23 protein-coding genes are annotated in these 24,695 nt (G+C 73.2%); 9 read left to right on the top strand and 14 right to left on the bottom strand.

Annotated features, from left to right (window positions below; translation table 11 throughout):
- Nucleotides 1-14: 14 nt before the first annotated feature.
- Complete coding sequence (locus RM446_RS24865) at nucleotides 15-194, bottom strand: putative leader peptide (RefSeq protein ID WP_398695610.1); 180 nt, start codon at nucleotides 192-194, stop codon at nucleotides 15-17.
- 144 nt (nucleotides 195-338) lie between these two features.
- Between RM446_RS24865 and RM446_RS20940 the strand changes: the two genes are divergently transcribed.
- Nucleotides 339-761 carry a spore-associated protein A gene (locus RM446_RS20940; RefSeq protein WP_311547089.1) on the top strand — a complete coding sequence of 141 codons (423 nt, stop codon included), beginning with the start codon at nucleotides 339-341 and terminating at the stop codon, nucleotides 759-761.
- 112 nt (nucleotides 762-873) lie between these two features.
- Here the strand turns inward: RM446_RS20940 and RM446_RS20935 are convergent, their stop codons facing one another.
- The 3 genes from RM446_RS20935 to RM446_RS20925 all read right to left on the bottom strand — a co-directional run bounded on the left by RM446_RS20935 (nucleotide 874) and on the right by RM446_RS20925 (nucleotide 4,713).
- Complete coding sequence (locus tag RM446_RS20935; RefSeq protein WP_311547088.1) at nucleotides 874-2,655, bottom strand: acetyl/propionyl/methylcrotonyl-CoA carboxylase subunit alpha; 1,782 nt, start codon at nucleotides 2,653-2,655, stop codon at nucleotides 874-876.
- Nucleotides 2,656-2,761: 106 nt separating this feature from the next.
- Nucleotides 2,762-3,010, bottom strand: a complete 249-nt coding sequence (locus tag RM446_RS20930; protein ID WP_311547087.1) for an acyl-CoA carboxylase epsilon subunit — start codon at nucleotides 3,008-3,010, stop codon at nucleotides 2,762-2,764.
- Between the two features lie 98 nt (nucleotides 3,011-3,108).
- On the bottom strand, nucleotides 3,109-4,713 hold the full coding sequence (locus RM446_RS20925; protein ID WP_311547086.1) for an acyl-CoA carboxylase subunit beta: 1,605 nt from the start codon (nucleotides 4,711-4,713) through the stop codon (nucleotides 3,109-3,111).
- 357 nt (nucleotides 4,714-5,070) lie between these two features.
- Between RM446_RS20925 and RM446_RS20920 the strand changes: the two genes are divergently transcribed.
- The 3 genes from RM446_RS20920 (at nucleotide 5,071) to RM446_RS20910 (ending at nucleotide 10,020) form a co-directional block, all read left to right on the top strand.
- Nucleotides 5,071-7,671 carry a phosphoenolpyruvate carboxylase gene (locus RM446_RS20920; RefSeq protein ID WP_311547116.1) on the top strand — a complete coding sequence of 867 codons (2,601 nt, stop codon included), beginning with the start codon at nucleotides 5,071-5,073 and terminating at the stop codon, nucleotides 7,669-7,671.
- 157 nt (nucleotides 7,672-7,828) lie between these two features.
- The gene (locus RM446_RS20915) at nucleotides 7,829-8,731 is read left to right on the top strand and encodes a biotin--[acetyl-CoA-carboxylase] ligase (RefSeq protein WP_311547085.1); all 903 of its coding nucleotides are present in this window, start codon (nucleotides 7,829-7,831) and stop codon (nucleotides 8,729-8,731) included.
- A gap of 278 nt (nucleotides 8,732-9,009) precedes the next feature.
- The gene (locus RM446_RS20910; protein ID WP_311547084.1) at nucleotides 9,010-10,020 is read left to right on the top strand and encodes an adenylate/guanylate cyclase domain-containing protein; all 1,011 of its coding nucleotides are present in this window, start codon (nucleotides 9,010-9,012) and stop codon (nucleotides 10,018-10,020) included.
- A gap of 111 nt (nucleotides 10,021-10,131) precedes the next feature.
- Here the strand turns inward: RM446_RS20910 and RM446_RS20905 are convergent, their stop codons facing one another.
- On the bottom strand, nucleotides 10,132-10,737 hold the full coding sequence (locus tag RM446_RS20905) for a TetR/AcrR family transcriptional regulator (RefSeq protein WP_311547083.1): 606 nt from the start codon (nucleotides 10,735-10,737) through the stop codon (nucleotides 10,132-10,134).
- A gap of 118 nt (nucleotides 10,738-10,855) precedes the next feature.
- Here RM446_RS20905 and RM446_RS20900 point away from each other — a divergent pair, with 118 nt between their 5' ends.
- On the top strand, nucleotides 10,856-11,716 hold the full coding sequence (locus RM446_RS20900; RefSeq protein ID WP_311547082.1) for an SDR family NAD(P)-dependent oxidoreductase: 861 nt from the start codon (nucleotides 10,856-10,858) through the stop codon (nucleotides 11,714-11,716).
- A gap of 84 nt (nucleotides 11,717-11,800) precedes the next feature.
- Here RM446_RS20900 and RM446_RS20895 read toward each other — a convergent pair whose 3' ends face one another.
- Nucleotides 11,801-12,958: a 5-(carboxyamino)imidazole ribonucleotide synthase gene (locus RM446_RS20895; protein WP_311547081.1), complete on the bottom strand. Its 1,158-nt coding sequence runs from the start codon at nucleotides 12,956-12,958 to the stop codon at nucleotides 11,801-11,803.
- A 126-nt stretch (nucleotides 12,959-13,084) separates the two neighbouring features.
- Here RM446_RS20895 and RM446_RS20890 point away from each other — a divergent pair, with 126 nt between their 5' ends.
- From RM446_RS20890 to RM446_RS20880, 3 genes are all read left to right on the top strand, one after another.
- On the top strand, nucleotides 13,085-13,603 hold the full coding sequence (locus tag RM446_RS20890) for a GtrA family protein (protein WP_311547080.1): 519 nt from the start codon (nucleotides 13,085-13,087) through the stop codon (nucleotides 13,601-13,603).
- A gap of 178 nt (nucleotides 13,604-13,781) precedes the next feature.
- Nucleotides 13,782-14,450, top strand: a complete 669-nt coding sequence (locus RM446_RS20885; RefSeq protein ID WP_311547079.1) for a response regulator transcription factor — start codon at nucleotides 13,782-13,784, stop codon at nucleotides 14,448-14,450.
- 76 nt (nucleotides 14,451-14,526) lie between these two features.
- On the top strand, nucleotides 14,527-15,813 hold the full coding sequence (locus RM446_RS20880; RefSeq protein WP_311547078.1) for an ATP-binding protein: 1,287 nt from the start codon (nucleotides 14,527-14,529) through the stop codon (nucleotides 15,811-15,813).
- Between the two features lie 19 nt (nucleotides 15,814-15,832).
- Here RM446_RS20880 and RM446_RS20875 read toward each other — a convergent pair whose 3' ends face one another.
- Together RM446_RS20875 and RM446_RS20870 are read right to left on the bottom strand one after the other, a co-directional pair.
- Nucleotides 15,833-16,474, bottom strand: a complete 642-nt coding sequence (locus RM446_RS20875) for an MBL fold metallo-hydrolase (protein ID WP_311547077.1) — start codon at nucleotides 16,472-16,474, stop codon at nucleotides 15,833-15,835.
- A 180-nt stretch (nucleotides 16,475-16,654) separates the two neighbouring features.
- The gene (locus tag RM446_RS20870; protein ID WP_311547076.1) at nucleotides 16,655-17,410 is read right to left on the bottom strand and encodes a DedA family protein; all 756 of its coding nucleotides are present in this window, start codon (nucleotides 17,408-17,410) and stop codon (nucleotides 16,655-16,657) included.
- A gap of 255 nt (nucleotides 17,411-17,665) precedes the next feature.
- Between RM446_RS20870 and purE the strand changes: the two genes are divergently transcribed.
- Complete coding sequence (gene purE, locus RM446_RS20865; protein ID WP_311547075.1) at nucleotides 17,666-18,202, top strand: 5-(carboxyamino)imidazole ribonucleotide mutase; 537 nt, start codon at nucleotides 17,666-17,668, stop codon at nucleotides 18,200-18,202.
- A gap of 103 nt (nucleotides 18,203-18,305) precedes the next feature.
- On the opposite strand, the gene RM446_RS20860 is transcribed toward purE, so the two are convergent.
- The 6 genes from RM446_RS20860 to RM446_RS20835 form a co-directional block, all read right to left on the bottom strand.
- On the bottom strand, nucleotides 18,306-18,911 hold the full coding sequence (locus RM446_RS20860) for a type III secretion system chaperone family protein (protein WP_311547074.1): 606 nt from the start codon (nucleotides 18,909-18,911) through the stop codon (nucleotides 18,306-18,308).
- A gap of 122 nt (nucleotides 18,912-19,033) precedes the next feature.
- Nucleotides 19,034-19,450 carry a CoA-binding protein gene (locus tag RM446_RS20855; protein ID WP_311547115.1) on the bottom strand — a complete coding sequence of 139 codons (417 nt, stop codon included), beginning with the start codon at nucleotides 19,448-19,450 and terminating at the stop codon, nucleotides 19,034-19,036.
- A gap of 152 nt (nucleotides 19,451-19,602) precedes the next feature.
- Nucleotides 19,603-20,934: a UDP-glucose dehydrogenase family protein gene (locus tag RM446_RS20850; RefSeq protein ID WP_311547073.1), complete on the bottom strand. Its 1,332-nt coding sequence runs from the start codon at nucleotides 20,932-20,934 to the stop codon at nucleotides 19,603-19,605.
- A 452-nt stretch (nucleotides 20,935-21,386) separates the two neighbouring features.
- On the bottom strand, nucleotides 21,387-22,079 hold the full coding sequence (locus RM446_RS20845) for a hypothetical protein (RefSeq protein WP_311547072.1): 693 nt from the start codon (nucleotides 22,077-22,079) through the stop codon (nucleotides 21,387-21,389).
- A gap of 127 nt (nucleotides 22,080-22,206) precedes the next feature.
- Entirely contained in the window at nucleotides 22,207-22,890 is a 684-nt protein-coding gene (locus RM446_RS20840) for a hypothetical protein (protein WP_311547071.1), read from the bottom strand.
- 170 nt (nucleotides 22,891-23,060) lie between these two features.
- A complete protein-coding gene (locus RM446_RS20835; RefSeq protein WP_311547114.1) occupies nucleotides 23,061-24,524 on the bottom strand; it encodes an LCP family protein in 1,464 nt (487 codons plus the stop codon).
- Nucleotides 24,525-24,695: the final 171 nt, after the last annotated feature.

The raw sequence follows: 24,695 nt of genomic DNA, 5'->3' as shown, positions 1-24,695 counted from the left end.
CGGGGCTCGGAGCGTCAGGCGAGGCGACATGCCTGGGAGGCGACGCGGCACAGGTCGATGTGCCGTCGCACGGTCAGGCCCCAAAGGTTGGTCACGAACGAGCACAATGGCGGCCACCGCTCGGTTATTCCCGACCTGACGCGGATTGTCACGTGGATCACACGGCGGGTGCCGACGCGTTGCGGGTCCGCCATGTCGAGTGTGTCCTAGTTCACACCCGAATGGGGCGGCCGCGGAGGCGCCGGCTGCGTCGCAGGTTCCGAACGCGCCGCGACGGGCGGCGCACCGAGCGGACACCGGCCGCCCGTCGGCGGCCGGACCTGGGAACCGGAGTCCGAATGAGGAGAAGCAGGAACCTGAAGCGCGCGGCGGCCGCCGGGCTGGCGCTCGCCGGAGCGATGACCGCCACGGTGGCCACGGCCGTCCCCGCCTCGGCCGCGGCCTACAACGGCGTGTGCGGGTCGGGCCACGTGGTGGTCAACTCCGACAACGTCGGCAGCAAGGGAACCGTGTACCTCACCTACAACAGCAACACCGGTAAGAACTGCGTCGTCACCATCCGCAACAACCCCGGTGCGCGGCTGGACATGAACGCCTACATCGGCCCCTCGGACAGCCCGTACGGCGAGCAGATCGTCGACAGCGGCGACTACACCACCTACGCGGGTCCGGTGAAGTGGGACCTCGCCGGCCGGTGCGTGGACTGGGGCGGCTACATCGACGGAGCCAGCGGCGGCAAGAAGGGAACCAACTGCGGCTAAGGCAAGCGGCGGCCCGACCCGGGCCGCCGCGGGGCCGCGGGTCCGGCCGCCGGCCGAGCCGCGGCCCCGCGCCGTGCGGAAGGCGCCCGGCCGCGGCGGGCGCCCCGCCGCTTCAGGCGTCCTTGATCTCGCAGACCACGCCGCCGCTGCTCAGCCCGTCGCCCGCCGCGACCGACAGGCCGGTGACCACACCCGACTTGTGCGCGGTGAGCGGCTGCTCCATCTTCATCGCCTCGATCACGACCACCGGATCGCCCTCGGCCACGGCCTGGCCGTCCTCGGCGACCACCTTGACCACGGTGCCCTGCATGGGCGACACGAGGGAGTCGCCGCCCGCCGCGGCCGCCGTGCCCCCGGTGCTGCCGCCGCGCCGCGCCGCGCGCCCGCCGCGCATGCGGCCGCCGGAACCGCCGCCGGAGTCGGCGGCGGCGCCCAGGCCGGCCGGCAGCACGACCTCGATGCGCTTGCCGCCGACCTCGACGGTGACCGGCTCGCGCTCGGCGGGTTCGGCCGACTCGGGCGAGCCCGCATACGGCTCGACGGTGTTGTCGAACTCGGTCTCGATCCAGCGGGTGTGCACCGTGAACGGTGTCCGGGGGTCGGCCGGCGCGAAGGCGGGATCCGCGACGACGGCCAGGTGGAACGGGATGACCGTGGGCATCCCTCCGACCTGGAACTCGGCGAGCGCTCGGCGGGAGCGTTCGAGCGCCTCGGTGCGGGTGGCTCCGGTGACGACCAGCTTGGCGACCATCGAGTCGAAGGCCTGGGGGACGGTGAACCCGGCCTCGCAACCGGTGTCGACCCGCACGCCCGGTCCGCCCGGCAGGTTCAGCGCGGTGATGGTGCCCGGTGCGGGCATGAAGTTGCGCCCGGCGTCTTCGGCGTTGATGCGGAACTCGAAGGAGTGCCCGCGCAGCGCGGGGTCGGCGTAGCCCAGCTCGCCGCCGTCGGCGATGCGCAGCATCTCGCGGACCAGGTCGAGGCCGGCCACCTCCTCGCTCACCGGGTGCTCGACCTGTAGCCGGGTGTTGACCTCCAGGAAGGAGACGGTGCCGTCGGCGCCGACCAGGAACTCGCAGGTGCCCGCGCCGACGTAGCCGGCCTCGGACAGGATCGCCTTGGACGAGGAGTAGAGCAGCCGCTCCTGATCGGCGCTGAGGAAGGGCGCCGGGGCCTCCTCCACAAGCTTCTGGTGGCGGCGCTGCAGCGAGCAGTCGCGGGTGGAGACGACCACCACGTTGCCGTGCGCGTCGGCCAGGCACTGGGTCTCGACGTGGCGGGGGCGGTCCAGGTAGCGCTCGACGAAGCACTCGCCGCGGCCGAAGGCCGAGGTGGCCTCGCGCACCGCCGAGTCGAAGGCCTCGGGGACCTCCTCCAGAGTCCGGGCGACCTTGAGGCCGCGCCCGCCGCCGCCGAAGGCCGCCTTGACCGCGATGGGCAGTCCGTGCTCCTCGGCGAAGGCCACGGCCTCCTCGGGCCCGGCGACGGGGTCGGAGGTTCCGGGGGCCAGGGGAGCGCCGACCTTCTGCGCGATGTGGCGGGCGGCGACCTTGTCGCCCAGCGCCTCGATGGCCGCGGGCGGCGGTCCGATCCAGGTGAGTCCGGCGTCGATGACGGCCTGGGCGAAGCCGGCGTTCTCGGCGAGGAAGCCGTAGCCGGGGTGGACGGCGTCGGCGCCGGTGCGCCGGGCGACGCCGAGGATCCGGTCGATGTCGAGGTAGGTGTCGGCCGGGGTCCGGCCGCCCAGGGAGTGGGCTTCGTCGGCGACCTTGGTGTGCAGGGCGTCGAGATCGGGTTCGGCGTAGACGGCGACACTGGCGATGCCGGCGTCGCGGCAGGCGCGCGCGACGCGGACCGCGATCTCGCCCCGGTTGGCGATCAGAACTTTGCGCACGGTGGAGTCCTCCTGGTCCGGCGTCTGCGAGGCCGCCGGATTGTCACAAGTCTAGGAAGGTGCGGGCTTGCGCGGGATCGCCGCGGCCCGCCTGTGGACGAGCCTGTCAGCGCGGGCCGTAGGCGGCCCGCCAGGCGCCCGGTCCCGGCGCGGGCGAGCGCCCCGGCAGGCGCGAGCGGTCCCGCCAGCCGGACGGCGGCGGCCCGGCGGGCCCGCCGTCCCCCGCCCGGGCTGCGCGTGCGCGCGCGGTCAGCACCGCGACCAGCGCCGCCGCCTCCTCGGGGGTGGGGTCGCCGCGCACCACGCGCAGCAACGGTGCGGACCGTCCGGACGGTACCGGCGCGTCGGTCGTCATGGCCTTCCGTCTCCCTTCTCCGCCCGTCGGCGGAGGCGTTTGTGCGACGTGGCCCCCGCCGCCCGGTCCGCCGGTGCCGCCCGGCGCCGTCGGGCGCCTCACAGCGGGATGTTCCCGTGCTTCTTGGGGGGCAGCTGCTCACGCTTGTTCTCCAGCGACCGCAGGGCCTTGGCCACCGACGTGCGGGTCTCCGAGGGCAGGACGACGCCGTCGACGTAGCCCCGCTCCGCGGCGGAGTAGGGGTTGAGCAGAGTGTCCTCGTAGTCCTGGATCAGCCGTGCGCGCTCGGCCTCGACGTCCTCCGCCGCGGCCAGCGCCCGCCGGTGCAGGATGTTGACCGCGCCCTGGGCGCCCATGACCGCGATCTGGGCGGTGGGCCAGGCCAGATTGACGTCGGCGCCCAGGTGCTTGGAGCCCATGACGTCGTAGGCGCCGCCGAAGGCCTTGCGGGTGATGACCGTGACCAGGGGGACCGTGGCCTCGGCGTAGGCGTAGATGAGCTTGGCGCCGTGTCGGATGATGCCGTTCCACTCCTGGTCGGTGCCGGGCAGGAAGCCCGGGACGTCCACGAAGGTCAGCACCGGGACGTTGAACGCGTCGCACGTGCGCACGAACCGCGCCGCCTTCTCCGAGGCGTCGATGTCCAGGCAGCCGGCCAGGCTCATCGGCTGGTTGGCGACCACGCCCACCGGCCGGCCCTCGACGCGTCCGTAGCCCACCACGATGTTGGTGGCGAACTGGGCGTGCACCTCCAGGAAGGCGCCGTCGTCGAGGACGTGCTCGATCACCCGGTGCATGTCGTAGGGCTGGTTGGCGGAGTCGGGCACGAAGGAGTCGAGCTCCCGGTCGGCCTCGGTGACCTCGGCCTCGCCCGGGGCCTCGGCCAGAGGCGGGTCCTCCAGGTTGTTGGCGGGCAGGTGGGAGAGCAGGTCGCGGACGTAGTCCAGCGCGTCCTGCTCGTCGGAGGCCATGTGGTGGGCCACGCCGGACCTGGCGTTGTGCGAGCGCGCGCCGCCCAGTTCCTCCATTGTCACGTCCTCGCCGGTGACCGTCTTGATGACGTCGGGGCCGGTGATGAACATCTGCGAGGTCTGGTCGACCATCACGACGAAGTCGGTCAGCGCCGGCGAGTACACGTGCCCGCCTGCGGCCGCGCCCATGACCAGTGAGATCTGCGGGATGACGCCGGACGCCCGGGTGTTGCGCTTGAAGATCTCGGCGTAGAGCCCGAGCGCGACCACGCCCTCCTGGATGCGCGCGCCGCCGCCTTCGTTGATGCCGACGACGGGGCAGCCGGTCTTCAGCGCGTGGTCGAGGACCTTGACGATCTTCTCGCCGTAGACCTCGCCCAGTGAGCCGCCGAAGACGGTGACGTCCTGGCTGAACACCGCGACGGGGCGGCCCTCGACGGTGCCGTGGCCGGTGACGACGCCGTCGCCGTAGGGGCGGTTGGCGTCGAGTCCGAAGTTGGTGGAGCGGTGCCGTGCCAGGGCGTCGAACTCGACGAACGACCCGGGGTCGAGCAGCGCGTCGATGCGCTCGCGCGCCGTCATCTTCCCCTTGGCGTGCTGCTTTTCGACGGCTCGTTCGGAGCCGGCGTGCACGGCATCGTAGCGGCGGCGCTGGAGGTCGGCGAGCTTGCCCGCGGTGGTGCGGATGTCGATCTCGGCCGCGGGCAGCGGTTCTGGGGCTTCGGTGGCCATAACGACTCACGATAACTCCGCCGCTGGAGCGTACGGCGACGTCCCCGCGGTTACCGCCGGGTAGGTGGCGTTGCGCACGGCATGATCGGGGACCAACCTGGGAAGGGAGCCGTACCGCGGCGGCGACCGGCCCGAACGCGGCGCTTCGCGCTCCGGCGGCGGGCGGCGGCGCGCGGTCGGCGGCCCCGGTCCGCCGGCGCCGGGCCCGCCGGAGCCGTGTCTCTCGGGGCTGTGTCCGGCGCCGACGCGCACCGTCCCCGCGGCGACGGTCCCCGTTCGGCAATGGTTCAGACCAATCTGGGTAAGGTCGTCCACATGACAGCGGTAAGCGCGGAACGCGACAGTGCTCGCCAGGAGATGCCCGACCAGTTGCGGGGGGACGTCCGACTACTGGGCGAGATGCTCGGCACGGTCATGGCCGAAAGCGGCGGGGAGGACCTGCTCGCCGACGTCGAGCGGCTGCGCCGCGCCGTCATCGGCGCGCGCGACGGCTCGGTCGGCGGAGCGGAGATCACCGACCTGGTGGACTCCTGGCCGCTGGAGCGCGCCAAGCAGGTGGCCCGCGCCTTCACCGTCTACTTCCACCTCGCCAACCTCGCCGAGGAGCACCAGCGCATCCGCGCGCTGCGCGAGCGCGACGACGCCGACAACCCGCCGCGGGAGTCGCTGGCCGCGGCCGTGCGCGCCGTCCGCGAAAGCGCCGGCGAGGACGGCCTGCGCGAGCTGCTCGACAACATGGAGTTCCACCCCGTGCTGACGGCCCACCCCACCGAGGCACGGCGCCGGGCGGTCTCCACCACGATTCTGCGCGTCAGCGGCCAGCTGCAGCGGCTGCACGACGCGCACCCCGGCAGCACGGCCGAGGCCGAGGCGAAGCGGCGCCTGCTGGAGGAGGTCGACCTGCTCTGGCGGACCTCCCAGCTGCGCTACACCAAGCTCGACCCGCTCGACGAGGTGCGCACCGCCCTGGCCGCGTTCGACGAGACCATCTTCCAGGTGGTGCCTGAGATCTACCGCTCGCTGGACGCGGCGGTCGACCCCGCGGGCACCGGCCGCGAGCCCGCCCGCGCCCGCCCGTTCGTGCGCTACGGCAGCTGGATCGGCGGTGACCGCGACGGCAACCCGTTCGTCACCCACGACGTCACGCGCGAGGCCATCTCCATCCAGGCCGACCACGTGCTGCGCGCCCTGGAGAACGCGTGCGGACGCATCGCCCGCACCATGACCGCCTACAGCAACCTCACCCCCGCCAGTCCCGAACTGCGCGACGCGCTGGCGGCGGCCGAGGCCGGCTACCCGCGAATCATGGCCGAGATCACCAAGCGCTCGCCCAACGAGCCGCACCGCCAGGCGCTGCTGTTCGCCACCGAGCGCCTGCGCGCCACCCGCGAACGCGACGCCGACCTCTCCTACCGCGGGCCCGAGGAGTTCCTGGCCGAACTGCGCCGCGTGCAGGGCTCGCTGACCGCCGCCGGTGCGCTCCGCCAGGCCAACGGCGAGCTGCAGCACCTCGTCTGGCAGGCCGAGACGTTCGGCTTCCACCTCGCCGAGCTGGAGATCCGCCAGCACAGCGAGGTGCACGCCCAGGCGCTGCGGGAACTGCGGGACGGCGAGCAGCTCTCGGAGCGCACCCAGGAGGTGCTGGCCACCCTGCGCGTGGTGGGCTGGATCCAGGAGCGCTTCGGCGCGGACGCCTGCCGGCGCTACGTCGTCAGCTTCACGCGCTCCGCCGAGGACATCGCCGCCGTCTACGAGCTGGCCGAGTACGCGCTGCCCAGCGGGCAGACCCCCGTACTCGACGTCGTCCCGCTGTTCGAGACCGGTGCCGACCTGGAGGCCTCGCCGCGCGTGCTCGACGGCATGCTGGCGCTGCCGCAGATGCGCGCCCGCCTGGAGCAGACCGGCCGCCGCATGGAGGTGATGCTGGGCTACAGCGACTCCGCCAAGGACGTCGGCCCGGTGAGCGCGACCCTGCGGCTCTACGACGCCCAGGCGCAGCTGACCTCGTGGGCCGAGCGCAACGACGTGCGGCTGACCATGTTCCACGGCCGCGGGGGATCGCTGGGGCGCGGCGGAGGCCCGGCGAGCCGGGCGCTGCTGGCGCAGGCGCCGGGGTCGGTGGCCGGCCGGTTCAAGGTCACCGAGCAGGGCGAGGTGATCTTCGCCCGCTACGGGCAGCGCGCCATCGCCCACCGCCACATCGAGCAGGTCGGCCACGCCGTGCTGATGGCCAGCACCGAGGACGTGCAGGAGCGCGCCCGCACCGCCGCGGCGAAGTACCGCAAGCTCGCCGACGAGATCGCCCGGGCCGCGCACGACGCCTACCGCTCGCTCATCGACACCGAGGGCTTCGCGGAGTGGTTCTCCCGCGTCAGCCCGCTGGAGGAGCTGGGCGAGCTGCGGCTCGGCTCGCGCCCCGCGCGGCGCAGTGCCGCGCGGGGTCTGGACGACCTGCGTGCGATCCCGTGGGTGTTCGCCTGGACCCAGACCCGGGTCAACCTCCCCGGCTGGTTCGGCCTGGGCACCGGCCTGGCGGCCGCCCCCGACCTGGCCGAGCTGCAGGCGGCCTACAGCGAGTGGCCGCTGTTCTCGTCCCTGCTGGACAACGCCGAGATGAGCCTGGCCAAGACCGACCGCACCATCGCATCGCGCTACCTGGAGCTGGGAGGCCGGCCGGAGCTGGCCGAGCTGGTGCTCGGCGAGTACGACCGCACCCGCGACCTCGTGCTCAAGGTGACCGGGCACGCGAGGCTGCTGGAGAACCGCAGCGTGCTCTCCCGTGCGGTGGACCTGCGCAACCCCTATGTGGACGCGCTGTCCCACCTGCAGCTGCGAGCGCTGTCGGCGCTGCGCGGCGACGAGGCCGAGTCGCTGTCGGAGGAGGACCACCGCCACCTGGAGCGGCTGCTGCTGCTCACGGTCAACGGCGTCGCGGCGGGCCTGCAGAACACCGGCTGAGCATGCTGTCCGACCCCGGCCCTGATCCCCCGCACCACCGTCGGTCTTGCCGCCATCGCAGATGGAGGTCGATCTCCTTCATGATGGCTGCACGATCGGCGGGGCCCGGTCCCTGCGCCGTGTGCGGGCAGGAGGGCGGGGCGGTTGAATGGAGCCCATGAGCACACCGGCCGGATCGGAGCCCGACGAGCCGCGCGGCGCCGAGGCGCACCGCCCTTCGCTGCGCGCCTCCGAGCTCGGCCGGGCGCTGGTCCGCCCCGGCGGGCTGTGGCGCTCGGTCGACGTCCTGGCAGAGGCCCCCTCCACCAACAGCGAGCTGCTGGAGCGCGCCCGGCGCGGTGAGCCCGAAGGCGCGGTGCTGGCCGCCGACCACCAGACGGCCGGGCGCGGGAGGCTCGGCCGCGGGTTCGCCACCCCGCCGCGCGCCGCGCTGACCCTGTCGGTGCTGGTGCGCCCCGCCGTTCCGGCGACCGGGCTGGGCTGGCTGCCGCTGCTGATGGGCGTGGCCGCGGTCCGGGCGCTGCGCTCCGGTCCCGGCGTCCCCGCGGTGCTCAAGTGGCCCAACGACGTCCTCGCCGACGGCAGCGGGCTCAAGCTCGCGGGCATCCTGTCCGAGGCGGTGTTCCCGGACTCCCGTCCCGGCGGGGGCGCGGCGGAGCCGGACAACGGAGCGGGCGTCGTCATCGGCATCGGGATCAACGTCTCCCAGCGCCCCGACGAGCTGCCCGTCGAGACCGCCGCCTCGCTGGCCCTGTGCGGCGCGCCCGGCGCCGACCGCCAGGAGCTGGCGGCGGCGCTGCTGGAGGGGTTCGCCGCGCGCTACACCGCATGGGCGGCGGCCGGCGGGGACGCCGCGGCCGCGGGACTGGCGGAGGAGTACCGCGCATCCTGCAGCACCCTGGGCCGCCGCGTGCGCGCCCACCTGCCGGGCGGGGGCGAGCTGCTGGGCGAGGCCGCGGGCGTCGACGCCGGCGGTCGGCTGGAGGTCCGCGACGCCGCCGGGCAAAGGCACGCGCTCAGCGCCGGCGACATCGTGCACCTGCGCCCCGAGGACGGGTAGCGGACGTGCCGCGGACCTGCAGCGGTGCCGTTCCACGGACCTGCGCCGGCCGCGCGGCGGCGGTCGGGCTGTGCGAGGATCGGAGCGGCGCGCCGCTCCGCGGTCCGGGGCGCGAAGGCGGCACCTGTGCGCGATCGCGCAGGACCTGGAGCTTTCTTGACGCGCACCCGCCGCACGTACTAAACCGACAGTGACACCCGGGTGACCGCGCCTTCCACCCGGCCGCCGCCCTCCATCCGCAGCACCGCCATCACCGGCCTCCAACACGAGAGTCTTCCATGTCGCCGCGTCCCGACCCCACGGAGATCGAAGCCGTCCTGCTCGGTGGCGAGGCGCGCTACACGCGCGCTCAGGCCGTCGAGCTCGCCGGCGCCTCCGGGGACTTCTCCAAGCGCGTGTGGCGGGCGCTGGGCTTTGCCGCGCGCGGCGAGGACGCGGTCGCCTTCACCGACGGTGACGTCGAGGCGCTGCGCATCACCTCCGAGCTCATGAAGAGCGGCATCCTCGACGAGGACGCCTCCATCCGCCTGGCGCGCGCGATGGGCCAGACCATGGCTCGGCTGGCCGAGTGGCAGACCAGCATCCTCTCCACGCTCTCCCACGCGCCCGCGAAGGGCACCGACGAGGAGCCGCACGGCCCGCTGGCGGGCTTCGCGCAGGAACTGATGCCCGACATCGAGAGCCTGCTGCTCTACATCTGGCGCCGCCAGCTCGCCGCGTCGGTGGCGCGGCGGATCGCGTTCCTGCGCAGCAGCGAGGACGCCGCCCCCACCTACTTCCCGCTCGCCGTGGGCTTCGCCGACCTGGTGTCGTTCACGACGCTGAGCCGCGAGCTGGACGAGGTCGAGCTGGCCGAGGTGGTCGAGGGCTTCGAGTCCACCGCGACCGACATCGTCGCCTCGGGCGGCGGTCGCGTGGTCAAGACGCTGGGCGACGAGATCCTCTACGTCGCCAACACCGCTGGTCAGGCCGCCGAGATCGCGCTTCAGCTGGCCGACGGCGTCAAGACGCACATCGAGGTGCCCGACGTGCGGGTGGGGCTCGCCTACGGTCCGGTGCTGGCCCTGCTGGGCGACGTCTTCGGCACGACGGTCAACCGCTCCTCGCGGCTGACCTCCTTCGCCCGGCCGGGCACCGTCCTGATCGACGACGCGCTGGCCGACCTGCTGCGCGACGACTCCTCGCTGCAGGTGGTCGCCGTGCGCCCACGCCACGCCCACGGCCTGGGCCAGCTGCAGCCCTACGCCCTGCGCCGCAGCTTCGAGCCCGCCGGCCCGGCGGCCGGCTGACCCCGCCGCCACCCGCTGCCGTCCCCGGGCTCCGTACCCCCGTCGATCTTGTAGCCATCCTCACTGGAAATCGTTTTCCCTCACGATAGCTACAGATCAACGGGGCAGGGCCTAGCGCCGGCGGAGGCCGTCGAGGGCGGCGGCCACAATGCGCTCGGCGAAGTCACCGGTCAGACCGCCGCTGCGCAGCATCCAGCGGTTCATCAGCGGACCCCAGATCAGGTCGACGGCCACGTCGAGGTCGAGGTCCGCGGGAAGCTCTCCGATCCGCTGCGCGCTGCGCAGCCGATCCTTCTTCAGTGCCCGCATCGGCTCGTCCAACCGCTCGGAGTAGAGCCGCGCCAGTTCGGGGTCGTGGGTGATCTCGGTGTTCAGCGCCCGCATCGGTGCGTCGTAGCGGGGGTCGTTCAGTTCGTCGACCGTCGCCCGCAGCACCGCGACGAGGTCGGCCTCCAGATCGCCGGAGTCGGGCAGTGCGGGTGAGCCGCCGGAGTCCTCGGCCAGCAGCAGGAACGCGTCGAAGAGCACGGCTCCCTTCGACGGCCACCAGCGGTAGATGGTCTGCTTGCCGACTCCCGCGCGGGCCGCGATGCCTTCGATGCTGAGCCTGCCGTAGCCGACCTCGCCGGCCAGGTCGAAGGCGGCCCGCAGGATGGCGCGGCGCGAGGTGTCGCTGCGCCGCGCGGCGTTGGGGGACTCTCCGGTTCCGGGCTTCACGGCGGGAGAATACCACAACATGAGACGAGACGGTCCGTCTTGACATTGATGCGGGCGCCCTCCATTGTGGGCATGCGAGGCGATACGGTTCGTCTCGTTAAACGGGAGGTTGATACCCATGGCCGAATCCGAGAACAGCGCAGGACGCGTCTGGTTCATCACCGGGGCGAGCAGGGGTCTGGGCAGAGCCTTCGCCGAAGCGGCCCTGGAGGCCGGCGACCGCGTGGCCGCCGCGGCTCGCGACACAGCGGCCCTGGAGCGGCTCTCCGCACGCTTCGAGGGGCGGGTGCTCCCACTGACCTTGGACGTGACCGACCGGGCAGCGGTGTTCGCGGCCGTGGAGGCGGCCGCGGACCGGTTCGGCCGCCTGGACATCGTCGTCAACAACGCCGGAACGCTGTCCCTGGGCATGATCGAGGAGTTCTCCGAGGCCGAGGCGCGCCATCAGATGGAGACGAACTTCTTCGGCGCCCTTTGGGTGAGCCAGGCCGCCGTGCGGCGGCTGCGTACCCAGGGGTCCGGCCACATCGTGCAGGTCTCCAGCATCGGCGCCGTCGCCGGACACACGTCGTCGGGGATGTACAGCGCGAGCAAGTTCGCCCTGGAGGGCATGAGCGAGGCACTGGCGATGGAGGCCGCGCCCTTCGGCGTGCGGGTCAGCATCGTCCAGCCCGGCGGGTACTGGACGGAGCTGTATACGCGCATGCGCACGGCCGAACCGCTGGAGGCCTACGCCCCGCTTCGAGAGGAACTGGAACGGCAGTGGTCGCAGGGTGAGCCTGTCGACAGCGAACCCGGCCTCGCCGCCGAGGCCCTGCTCGCGCTCGTCGGCAGCGACGACCCGCCCCTGCGGCTGCTGCTCGGCGGCATGGTCTACGACCTGGCCTTCGACGTCTCCCGCACGCGCATGAACACCTGGGCGCAGTGGGAGGAGGTGAGCCGGGCCGCCGAGCGCCCGGTACCCGCACCCGCGGAGTGAGCGCCCGGCCGCCGGGGACACCCGCCCCCTGCGGTCGAGCGGGCGGTGCGGCAGCGGCTCTGCGGCGACGCCCGCGCCGCCGCTTCAGTCCTGGTCGCCGCGCAGGTAGGACGCCGCGTCGCGGGCCCGTTCCAGCAGGTCCACCGGGTCGCCGCCGGCCACGTTCACGTGCCCGATCTTGCGGCCGCGACGCACCTCCTTGCCGTAGAAGTGCACCTTGACCTCGGGATCCTTGGCCATGACGTGGATGTAGCGGCCGTAGACGCGGGGGTCGTCGCCGCCCAGGACGTTCGCCATGACCGTGTAGGGCGCCGTCGTGCGCGGGGATCCCAGCGGGAGGTCCAGCACCGCGCGCAGGTGCTGCTCGAACTGGGAGGTGCGGGCCCCGTCCATGGTCCAGTGTCCGGAGTTGTGGGGGCGCATCGCCAGCTCGTTGACGACCACGCCGTTCGCGGTCTCGAACAGCTCCACCGCCAGAACGCCGACCACGTCCAGCGCGTGTGCGAGGTCGATCGCCAACTGCTGAGCGGCGGTGGCCTTGTCGTCGTCCAGCCCGGGCGCCGGAGCGATCACCTCGTGGCAGATGCCGTCGCGCTGGACGGTCTCGACCACCGGGTAGACGGCGAGCTGGCCGTAGGGCGACCTGGCCACCTGCACCGCCAACTCGCGGCGGAAGGCGACCTTCTCCTCGGCGAGCAGCCGCACGCCGTTCTGCTCTGCGCGCTCCAGCACTTCGGCCGCCTGCGCGCGGTCGCCGGCGACCCACACGCCCTTGCCGTCGTAGCCGCCGCGCGCGGCCTTGAGGACGACCGGCCACCCGGCCTCGGCTGCGAACGTCTCGACCTGGTCGATCGCCGTCACAGCGCGCCAGCGGGGGCTGGGCACGTCCAGCTCGGCGGCGCGGGTGCGCATGCGCAGCTTGTCCTGGGCGTGCTGGAGGGCCGAGCGGCCCGGCCGCACGACGGCACCGCCGTCCTCCAGTTCGCGCAGGACCGGCTCGGGCACGTGCTCGTGGTCGAAGGTGACCACATCGCAGGACTTGGCGAAGTCCAGCAGGTCGGCTAGTCCGCGGTCGTCGCCGAGGTGCACGTCGCCGCAGACCAGCGCCGCGCTGTCCGCGGGCGAGCCGGCCAGGACGCGGAAGTCCACGCCCAGGGCGATCCCCGCCTGATGGGTCATGCGGGCCAACTGCCCGCCGCCGACCATCCCCACGCTGGGGACGGGTCGATGTCGCTCGCTCACTGTTCCTCAACTCGTCGACGACTTCTACGCTGGTAGTCCGTGAAGGGCGGGGAGTAGGCTGGCAACGCCTCCAGCGGCGCCCTACGGAATTCTAGTGACCACCTGGGCAAAGGAGCGGATCCCCCTGTGCGATCGGTGATCAGGCCCCCGGTCTGGCTGCCGCGGATCGTCCGCGAGCTGGCCAAGTTCGGCACGGTCGGCGGCGTCGCCTACGTGGTCCAGCTGGCCTCGACCAACGCGTTCTGGCTCCTGCTGGATGCTCCTCCGCTGGCCGGCCAGGCGCTGGGCGTGCTGATCGCCACAGTGGTGGCCTTTCTGGGCAACCGGTTCTGGACCTTCGGCCACCGGGCGCGCACCGGCCTGGCGCGCGAGTACGCGCTGTTCTTCGTGTTCAACGCGGTGGGCCTGGGCATCCAGCTGGCGTGCCTGGCGATCTCGGTCTACGGGCTGGGCCTCGACGGTCCGCTCGCGCAGAACATCGCCGGAAACGTGGTCGGCGTGGGAATGGGCTCGCTCTTCCGGTTCTGGACCTACCGCCGGTGGGTCTTCCCGGCGCATGCGGAGTCAGGGCCGCAGCCGGCCGGGAACGCCGACGCCGAAAGCCCCGGGACCGCCGCGTCGGCGCGCGAGGTCGAGCCCTCCTGAGCACCGGCCGCCGGCCCGCCGAACAAGTAAATTCCCGGACCGCGGGAGACAAAGAATTCTTGGTTCCCGTGAAAAATGTTGCGCGATGTCCTCTATGAGGCTGGTGTGTTTCGGCCGACCCGGGTCCTTCCGGCGCGCATGATAGGGAAATACGTGCCATCGCTTTACGATCGGCCCTATGACCTGCGTTTTGCTGGCCGAGGACGATACGTCGATCTCCGAGCCCCTCGCGCGCGCACTCCGCCGCGAAGGTTACTCCGTCGACGTGACCGTCAACGGCAATGAGACCCTCGACCGCGCCCGCGTCGGCGACATCGATCTGATGGTCCTCGACCTCGGCCTGCCCGAAATGGACGGGTTGGAGGTGGCCCGCCGCCTGCGCGCAGAGGGCCATGGCATACCGATTCTCATCCTCACCGCGCGTGCCGACGAGGTCGACACCGTGGTGGGCCTCGACGCGGGCGCCGACGACTACGTCACCAAGCCGTTCCGCCTGGCCGAGCTGCTCGCCCGCGTGCGCGCCCTGCTGCGCAGGGGCGGCGCGGAGGTGCCCGTGGTCCACGGCGTCCGCATCGACAACGACTCCCGCCGGTCCTGGATCGGCGACCGCGAGCTGCAGTTGACCACCAAGGAGTTCGACCTGCTGCGGGTACTGGTGCGCGACGCCGGCAAGGTCGTCACCCGGGAGCAGATCATGCGCGAGGTCTGGGACACCAACTGGTGGGGCTCCACGAAGACCCTGGACATGCATATATCGTGGCTGCGTCGGAAGCTCGGGGACGACGCGAACCAGCCGTCCTACATCACCACCGTGCGGGGTGTCGGCTTCCGCTTTGAACGCGACTAGGCCCGGTCCGATCAGTCCCGCTTCCGGGGCCCCGATGTGGACCCGGAGCCGCGCGTATCGGGCAGCGGGGGTGTGAATGCGCAGGCGGATGCTGTTCTCCACGCTAGTGGTGACCGTGATCGCGGTCCTGCTGCTGGGGCTGCCGCTGGGAGCGCTGACCTACAGCACCATCTACAGCCAGGCCGAGCGCCAAGCCGCGCAGGAGGCCCAGGTCATCTTGGCCGAGGTCGAAGGCGAGCTCGACGACCAGGGCAGGATCGACGTCGACCGCCTGACCGAGGTGCACCCCAGGCGCCACATCGAGGTCCGGCTGAGGGGCGGCCGGGTCTACACCGCCGGCGGCTGGGAGATCGACCCGCGTGCGCCCGACGCCCCGCCGAGCGTGCGCGCCACCGCCTCCTCCGACAGTGGAGTCTCCGTCACCGTCTGGCGTGACACCGACCGCGCGCGCGAAGGCATCGTCAACGCCTGGCTGGGGATCGCGTCGCTGTCACTGCTGGCCATCGGGGTCGCGGTGGGGCTGGCGATGCTCCAGGCGCGCCGGCTCACGCTGCCGCTGGTGGACCTGGCCGCCACTGCAGAGCGGCTGGGTTCGGGCATCGTGACCCCCTGGGGGCACCGCTACGGGATCTCCGAGGCCGATCGTGTCGCCGAGGTCCTCGACCGCAGCGCCGAGCGCATCGCCGGACTCATCGCCACCGAGCGCCACTTCGCCACCGACGCCTCCCACCAGCTGCGCACCCCGCTGACCGCGCTTTCGATGCGGCTGGAGGAGATCATCGCCCAAGCCGACAGCGCCGACACCGTCCGCGAGGAGGGCGAAGCGGCGCTGGCCCAGACCGAGCGGCTGGTCGACACCGTGGAGAACCTGCTCGGCCGGGCGCGCAAGAGCCAGCAGCCTGAGACGGAGGCGATCGACCTCGACGCCGCCCTGGCGCAGTTCGTCTCGGAGTGGGGCCCCATCCTGCGCAAGGAGGGCCGCGACGTCGTCCGCTCCGGCGAGCGCGGCCTCTCGGCCCGGTTCCCCGCCACCGACCTCACCCAGATCATGTCCTGCCTCGTGGACAACGCCCGCCGACACGGCGGCGGCGAGGTGACCGTACGCACCGTCGACGGCGGGGGCTCGGTACGGGTAGAGGTCAGCGACGAGGGGCCGGGTGTTCCCGAGGACATCGCAGGGCGGATCTTCGAGCGGGAGGTCAGCGGCGGCCACGGCACGGGTCTCGGTCTCGCTCTGGCCCGCCACATCGCCGAGGCGGAGGGCGCCCGGATCGAGTTGATCCAGACGACGCCCACCACCTTCGCGCTGTTCCTGCCTCCGGCGCCGGGCGGATCCTCCAACGCGAACCAGAGCCCCGTGTGAGGACGTGCGCGAACGGCTCCTAGAAGCCGCGGTCGATCCACTCCTGCAGGTGCGGGGCCTCGGCGCCGATCGTGGTGGAGTCGCCGTGGCCGGTGAGCACCCGCGTCTGCGGATCGAGCGCCAGCAGGTGGGTGCGGATCGAACCGACGATCGTCGGGAAGTCGGAGAACGACCGGCCGGTCGCGCCCGGGCCTCCCTGGAAGAGGGTGTCGCCGGTGAAGACGGCGCCGATCGCCGGCGCGTGCAGGCACACCGCGCCGGGGCTGTGGCCGGGCGTGTGCAGCACCTCCAGGTCGACGTCGCCGGCGCGGAGCCACTCGCCGTGCAGCAGAGGGGCGTCCGGTTCGCGGTCCGGGTAGACCATCGCCCACAGCTCGGCGTCGTCGGGGTGCACCAGGATCGGCGCGTCGGCCAGGTCGGCGAGCTCGGCGGCGGCGTTGATGTGGTCGTTGTGGGCGTGGGTGCACACTACGGCCATCAGCTCGCGGTCGCCTAGCGCGCGGGCGATCGCCTCGGCGTCGTGCGCCGCGTCGACCACGATGGCCGTGCTCTCGTTGCCGACGATCCACACGTTGTTGTCGACCTCCCACTCGCCTCCGTCGAGGCGGAAGGTCCCCGAGGTGACGAGTCGCTCAACGGAGTTCGGCGGTGTCTGCGACATGGCGGTGGCCTCCGGCCGGCGTCGTCGGATGGTTCTGTGCAGGCTCGCTCGCCGCTCGGCGGACGGGGGCGCGCCGCCGGCGAAGATCCACAGTACCGGCGCCCGGCACCCGCGGTACAGGCCCCGCTCCGCGGGGTTCCGGCGAGCCGGTGTGCGCCCGGCGCCGGACGGCGTCCGCGCTCAGCCGCGCGGAGGGCCGACCGGGGACCCGCCGGCCGCCCCGACGTCCGGCGCCGTGCCGCCCCTGCCCCGTCGGCGCAGCACGTTCCTGCGCACGCGGGCGATGACGAACCAGGCGCACAGGGCGGCGACGGCCACCAGCACCGCGTTGCTGAGCAGGCCGCTCCAGCGCGCGAGAACCGGTGCGATGGCGGGCCCGAATGCGAAGCCCACCCCGATCCAGATGCCGTTCCACACGCCGCTGCCGATGCAGGTATAGGCGCTGAAGCGCAGGAAGCCCATCCGCTCGATCCCGGCGGGGACGGAGACCAGGCTGCGCACCAGCGGTACGCAGCGGCCGACGAGGACGGCGATGCCGCCCCAGCGTGCGAAGAAGCGCTCGGCCTTCTCGAAGTCCTCGAGGTCGAACAGCGGCAGCCGGGCGACCAGCCGGCGGGTGCGGCCGCGTCCCAGCAGCGCGCCCGCGAAGTAGAGGATCCAGGCGCCCACCAGAGCGCCCGCGGTGGCCGACAGGACCGCCAGCCAGATGTTCATCCGCCCGTCGTAGGCGAGGAACCCCGCGCCCGGCAGTACCGCCTCGCTGGGCACCGGCGGGAAGACCGTCTCGATGAGCAGCGCGAGCCCGACCCCGATCTCGCCGATCTCGGTCATCAGCCCCAGCACCCAGCCGATGAAGCCCTCGTACTCGGCTCCGGGCGCAGGCGGCGCCGCGGCGAACGGCAGCGCGGCGGGAGGGGGCGTCGGCATCGACTGCATGCGGGGTCAGCTCCGTCGCAGGAGGCGGGATATCCGGCGGTACTCGCACGGCCGGGCGGAACGGCCGGGCGGAACGGCCGGGCGGGGCCGCCGCCCACTGTCGTGCGAAGTATGCCGCATCGCGGGACCGGCGCGGACCGCCGCCGCCTCGCGGCCGGTGGCCGTAGGATCACTCACGTCGTGCGGCACCGCGAGAGCCGCCGACCGGCCCGTGAGCCGCGCGGCCGTGCCGCCGATCCGTGAAGGAGTGCACAAGTGACCGAGGACGCCCCCGCCGTCGGCATCGTGATGGGCAGCGACTCCGACTGGCCGGTCATGGAGGAGGCGGCCAAAGCGCTCGACGTGTTCGGCATCTCCTACGAGGCCGACGTCGTCTCCGCCCACCGCATGCCGTACGAGATGATCTCCTACGGGAGCGAGGCCGCCGAGCGCGGCCTCAAGGCGCTCATCGCCGGTGCCGGCGGCTCCGCCCACCTGCCCGGCATGCTGGCGGCGGTCACCCCGCTGCCCGTGATCGGCGTTCCCGTGCCGCTGCGCCACCTCGACGGGATGGACTCACTGCTGTCGATCGTGCAGATGCCGGCAGGTGTGCCCGTGGCGACCGTGGCCGTGGGCGCCGCGCGCAACGCGGGGCTGCTGGCGGTGCGCATGCTCGCCGCGCACGATCCGGACCTGCGCGAACGCATGGTCGGGTTCCAAGAGGAGCTGCGCACCCAGGCCAAGGAGAAGGGCGAGCGGCTGCGCCGTCAGACCTCCGGCGGCGCCGCCACCGGGTTCGGCTCCGCGGACTGACGCGCGCCCACCGGGGTGGAGCGACGGGCGGCGGCGGGGCACCGCCGCCGCGGAACGGACCGCGCCCGCGCTCCCGGCGGCCCTGCGCCGGCGGCGTCGCCTGTCAGGCGTCGCCCCAGCGTGCCCACACGTCGGCCGGAACGCGCTCGACGATCTCGGTGAGGGCCTCGATCTTCGACTCGGGGTCGCGCGGCCCGCCGCCGTCGCTGGTGCAGATGAGCACGTCGCGGTCCAGCACCAGGTCGGTGAGCCCGTACCTGCGCAGGTCCTCGCGCAGCGACTCCGACAGCAGCTCGACCGCGAACGCGGAGTCGCGGCTCTCGGCGTAGACGTCCTCGTCGCCTTCGGCGCCGTGGACCCCGCGGATGTAGACGTAGGGCACCGGGACCGGCAGTGCGACGGCGCACACCTCGATGCGCTGCCACGGGGCGCCGGCGGCGCCGTGGTGGACGTAGTCGAAGATCCGGAACGGCCGCCCGCGGCGGCGGCCGGTGATCTCGTGGCGCACCCGCCCCAACGGGCCCGGCGGCAGCGCAGTGCGCGGCCAGCCCTGGATGGCGGCCTGGTGGCCCTCGGCGTAGGACCAGCCGTGGGTGTCGGCGAACGCGCGCCGCTCCTCGGCGCGCGCGGCGTCGACGGGCGGCGGGGCCTCGGAGCGCGCAGCGGAGCGGTCGCCGACGAGCGAGCGCAGGAAGCGCGGGCGTGCCATGTTGGGCTCCCTACCCTAGGGCCGTCGGACGAATCTGCGTCGGTCCGGGCGGTCGGCGGACGGACGGCGCACGCGTGCCCCCGGGTGCGCGGAGGGTGCGCGGCACCGCCGGCCCCACGGGCTCATCCCAGCAGCCTCGGCCACTCGATGGCCGGGCAGCGGTCCATGACCATGGTGCGCCCGGCCGCCCGCACCCGCTCGGCGGCGCCGCTGTCGACCACGCCCAGCTGGAACCACACGGTGGAGATGTCGGGCCGCGCCAGGGCCTCGTCTGCGATGCCCCCGGCGTCATCCGAACGGCGGAAGACGTCGGCCACGTCGACCTCGAAAGGGATGTCGGCGAGGGAGGCGTAGCCCCGCTCGCCGTGAACGGTGGCCGCACCGGGATGCACGGGAACGACCCGCTTGCCGCGCTCCAGCAGGAAGCGGGCGACGCTGTAGGCGGGGCGCTGCGGGTTGTCGCCCAGCCCGACGACGGCCCAGACCCGGGCCTCTTCGAGAACCCGGCGGATCGCGTCCTCGTCGGTGACTGCACTCATGCTCATGCACCCCATGATGCCTTGCCCGCGCTGCACCCTCCGAGCGGCCCGGGCCCCCGGTCCCCGGGGCCCGAACCCCGTTGATCTTGTAGCTATCGTGAAGGAAAACGATTTCCGTTTGCGATAGCTACAAGATCAACGGTGATATCCCGTCAGGGCCGTCCCAGCGCCCGATAGGTCCAGCCGCGGGCCCGCCAGTGCTGCGGGTCCAGCGCGTTGCGGCCGTCGACGATCCGCGGCTCCGCCACCACCTTGGCCAACTCTTCGGGATCGGCGTCGCGGAACTCCGCCCACTCGGTCAGCAGCAGCACCACTTCGGCGTCGCGTACGGCCTCCAGCATGCTGTGCGCGTAGCGCAGGGCGGGGAACTCCTGCTTGGCGCGGTCCAGCGCCTCGGGGTCGTAGACCGTCACGACCCCGCCGAGCTCGGCGATCGCGGAGGCCACGTGCAGTGCGGGCGAGTCGCGGATGTCGTCGGAATTGGGTTTGAACGCCGCGCCCAGCACGCCGACCGTGCGCCCGTCGAAGCTGCCGCCGATGAGTCCGCGGGCGATGTCGACGGTGCGCGCCCGGCGCCGCTGGTTGATCGCGTCCACCTCGCGCAGGAAGGACAGCGCCGGCTCCACGCCCAGTTCGTCGGCGCGGGCCATGAAGGCGCGGATGTCCTTGGGCAGGCAGCCCCCGCCGAAGCCCAGCCCCGGCCCGAGGAACTTGCCGCCGATGCGGTCGTCGTGCGACAGCGCCTCCGCGAGCTTGATGACGTCGGCGCCCGCGGCCTCCGACACCTCGGCCATGGCGTTGATGAAGGAGATCTTGGTCGCCAGGAACGCGTTGGCCGACACCTTCACCAGCTCGGCCGTCGGCAGATCGGTGACCATGAACGGGATGCCCTGGTCGATCTGCGGCGCGCACAGCTCGCGCATCGCCGCCTCGACGACAGGGGAGTCGGTGCCGATGACGATGCGGTTGGGACGCAGCGTGTCCTCGACGCCGAACCCCTCCCGCAGGAACTCCGGGCTCCAGCCCAGGTGCACCTCGGCCCCGGCGGGTATGCGGGCGGCGATGCGCGCGGCCAGCCGGGAGGAGGTGCCCACCGGGACCGTCGACTTGCCGATGATGACCGCCGACCCGGTCAGCCGGGAGGCGAGGGAGTCGACGGCGGCTTCGACGGCGGAGAGGTCGGCCGCGTTGGAGTCGGACCGCTGCGGGGTGCCCACGCACAGGAAGTGGATGTCGGCGAAGGCCGTGGCCTCGTCGTAGTCCGCGGTGAACCGCAGCCGCCCGTTCTCGATGTTGCGCAGGAGGACCTCTTCGAGGCCCGGCTCGTAGAACGGAACCCGGCCCGCCGAGAGGCTGTCGATCTTGGCTTGGTCGACGTCGACGCCCAGCACCTCGTACCCGAGCTCGGCCATGCAGGCGGCATGTGTGGCACCCAGGTACCCGGTGCCGATGACGGAGATCCTGCTGCGCGATTCTGCGACCAATGGTCCGTCCTTCCAAGCTGAGCTGGCGTCGCGGCCTTCGACGCCGACGCGGCTGCCGCCCGCGGCCTTGGCATGCTACCGCCGGGTCGGGAGAGGGTCGGCGCCGGAGCCGACGCGCGCCCGGCCGCCCGGCGTGCCGGGCCGGGCGGCCGCCCGGGGAACGCTCGGGCTTCCCGGATGTGTTGTGGGTGCGCGGGCGCCGCTGCGATGCGCGCGCATCTGCCAAGAGATGTTTCCGGGTTGGTGCCCGGAGCAACGTCGGCCGGCCCGCGGGCTTGCGGACCGCTCGTGCCGACGCCCGGCCGGTGGACCCGCTACCGCCCCGGATCCGATGATGCGGCGGCAGAGTGGCGCAGCTCGGGCGGCCGCTCGACCACAAGATTATCCGTGGGCGAAGACGGTGCCGCCCGCGGCGGACGGCGCCCGCGCGGCGCTGAGGTCCGCCGGGCGGCTCACGGGCCGGTGCCGCGGTCCTCCCAGCGCCGCGGGCGAGGCTCGTTCCAGCCCGTGGCACCCGGTTGGGGCGCCTGCGGGTCCCGCGGGTCGGACACGTGGTAGCGTGGGGGCATGCCGTCGGCGTCCCAGGACATGGTCTGCGTGCTCTCGGCCCCCGTCGGCGGTGTGTCGCCCGATCCGGCGGGCTCGGCGGAGGAGTAGCCGGCGTAGCGGTCCTCGTAGCCGCCGTAGTCGTCGTCGTAGTCCTCGTCCTCACGCACCCGGCGCCGCCAGCGGGAGGGCGGCAGCGCCGAGACGACCAGCATGGCACCGGCCAGGACGAACATCGGGCCCCACGGGAACCACGGCCGGGAACCGGCGCCCTCTACGGTCACAACGTCCTCCAGCGCCGGGACCGGCTGCGGCAGCCCTGCCGTCTCGACCACGCCGGCGGCGACGAGCGCCAGCCCGGGGAGCAGCGCCGCCAGCGGCGACAGCCGCGAGCCGGTGACCAGGCCCAGCAGCAGGCCCACCACGGCCAGTACGCCGACGGGCGCCGCCCAGGAGGGCACCCCCGGCACGGCGGCCAGGTCGTAGTCGACGCCCGCGCCGGCGGTCCAGTGCGGAGCCCAGGCGAGTCCGGCCGCGAGGACGGGGGCGACCAGGACAGCGGCGAACAGCCCGAGGGTGTGGCGCAGGCCGTTGGACATGGACGGGCTCCCTCATTGCGGACGCGCGCGGACATCTCACGCTAACCGCGGGAGCCGCCGCATGCCAGAGGTGTCCCGGGCTCCGGAAACGTCCGCGCCGACGCGCGGCGGGACCGCCCGCGGCGGATCAGCGGCGCTCGTCGCGCTGGAACTCCAGTGTGTCGCTCTGCGGCTCCGGAGCCTTCGCGCGCCAGCGCGGCCGGCCGATGTTGCGGCGCCGCATCGGCGTGGTGGTCTTGTCCGGGTCGCCCTGCTCAGGCATACCGGTCGCGGGCGGCGCGGCGGGGCCCGCGGGCGGCGCGGGCTCGGCCGGGCGCTCGGGTAGGTACTCGGCGCGGGGACCGGGCGCGCTGTCGGCGGGGTCGGCCTGTTGCGGCGCGGCAGGCCCGGCCTCCGCGGCACGGCGGGAGCGCCACCGCGACGGAGCGAGCGAGGAGATGAACAGCAGGGTGCCCAGCGGCAGCGCCAGCAGCAGCACGTCGCCCAGCGGGTGTAGGACCGAGTCGTCGGTGATCCAGCCCGGCAGCGCCGAATCCACCGTTCCCGGCGCCAGCACGGGCCACAGCGCGTAGCTCAGCACCAGGCCGCCGCAGCAGAAGGCGGCCAGCGGCGAGACGCGGGCGCCCGCGAGAAAGCCGCACGCGACCCCGACCGCCATCAGCACGCCCACGGCGGTCATAGTCAGCGGCGCGTCGAATCCGCCGTCCTCGGCCACCGTCGCGGAGACCCGCTGCGCGGACCAGGCGAGCCCGCTCCACAGGGCCGGAGCGAGTGCCACACCGGCCAGCAGGCCGATCAGATGGCGCAGCATCGTGCCTCCAGTGCAGATCGCCGTATACCCCGGCGGAGCCGGGCCCTCCACCGTAGCCCGCCGTGCCTGTAGATCACCCGCCACCGCCCCGAGTGGAGGCGCTGCGCGCCGCGGGACAGCCGCCGTCGACCCGCCGTCGACCCGCCACCGCGGCGGGGGGACGGCGGGGGTCAGCCCTCGCAGACCTTGTCGCGGGCGGTCGACGGGGCGCCGCCGTCGGCCTGCGGCGCCGTACCCGAAGAGGCGGGCTCCGTCGCCTCGGGCGCGTCGACCTCCCGGTAGTTGAAGCCCACGACGACCTCGATCCGGTCGCCGAGCCCGGGGTCCTCCTCCAGCGAGGATCCCGGCACCGCCTCGGCGACCGCTTCGGCTTGGGCTCTGTTGTCCGGTGCGTGCCGCAGCACGGTCTCGGGCACCTCGGAGTCGGACCAGTTGCGCGCGGGCGAGGCCACCCGGAACCCGGCGTCGCTGAACGCCCGGCTGACCTCGGCGCCCAGCCCCGGGATGCCGGTGCCGTTGAAGACTTGGAGGCTGACGTCGGCGGGGCGGGGCTCGTCGCCCTTCCGGTCCCCTCCCGAGGCCGGCCCCGAATCCCCGGACTCCCCGCCGCCGAGCGGCTTGTCGGCGTTGATGCGGGCGAACATCGTCGCGGCGGCCTGCTGATCCCACGTCACCGCCACGTCGCCGTGCGGCGTCCAGAAGTCCGTCCGCTCCACGGGAACCGTGGTGAGCGTGACGTCGTCCAGGCGGACGCTGCGCAGCTGCCCCGCGAGCTCGTTGATGGCGGCGGTGTCCAGGCCCTCGTCGACGGCGACCGAGCTCAGTGCGGTGTCGATGAAGTCGCCGAAGCGCTGCGGGTCGGAGAGGGTGTCGGTGCTCAGCGCCGTCTCCAGCATGGCCGAGATGACCTGCTGCTGCCGGTCGATCCGGTCGAGGTCGCCGCCCGCCGTGTGCCGGGTGCGGGCGAACGCGAGCGCCTCGGTGCCGTCGACCTCGTGCGTGCCCGCCGACATCTCCAGGTGGGCCTTGGGGTCCTCGATCGGCTGCGGCAGGCACACCTCGATGCCCCCGAGAGCGTCGACCATGTCGACGAACCCGGTGAAGTTCACCTCGACGTAGTGGTCGATGCGCACGTGGGTCGCCGACTCGACCGTCTCCACGGCCAGTGCCGGACCGCCCAGGGAGTAGGCCGCGTTGATCTTGTTCTCGCCGTGGCCCGGGACGTCCACCCAGGAGTCGCGCGGAATGCCTACGACGGTGATGTGCTCGCGCTCCGCGTCGAGGTGGACCAGCATCATCGTGTCCGAGCGGCGCCCCTCCGCGCGGCCCACGCCCAGCTCGTTCTTCTCGGAGCGGTCCATGCCGTCGCGCGTGTCGGAGCCGATCACCAGGAAGTTGAGTGCTCCCGTGGCGCCGACGTGGGGGCGGTCGCCGTCGGCCAGCCCGCTGAAGACGTCGAAGCGGTTCAGCTGGCCCGACACCCACCCCGTCAGCGACCACGCCGTCCCCGACGCGAGCAGGACCACCACCGACATGGTCCCGGCGACCAGGAGCGCGATGCGCTTGCGGCGCACACGGCCGCTGGGCGGGGTGAACCCGCGCCGTGGCTCGGGGGGAGTCGGCGCGGAGCGCATGCGGCGGAATTCGCCGCCGCGATCGGCTCGGTTCCCGCTGTGCCGGTCGTCGCCCGCGCGGTTGCTCACAGCACCCTCCGTCCGCTCACCGCTCCGCGGTCCTGCGCGGGCGGACCGGGGCCGGCGGCGCGGCAGGCGGCGGGTCCGGGGCGGCGTGCCCCTCGGCCTGCG

This window comes from Streptomonospora wellingtoniae, assembly GCF_031845375.1.
Taxonomy (GTDB): Bacteria; Actinomycetota; Actinomycetes; order Streptosporangiales; family Streptosporangiaceae; genus Streptomonospora; species Streptomonospora wellingtoniae.
This window is presented reverse-complemented; position numbering and strand designations above follow the sequence as displayed.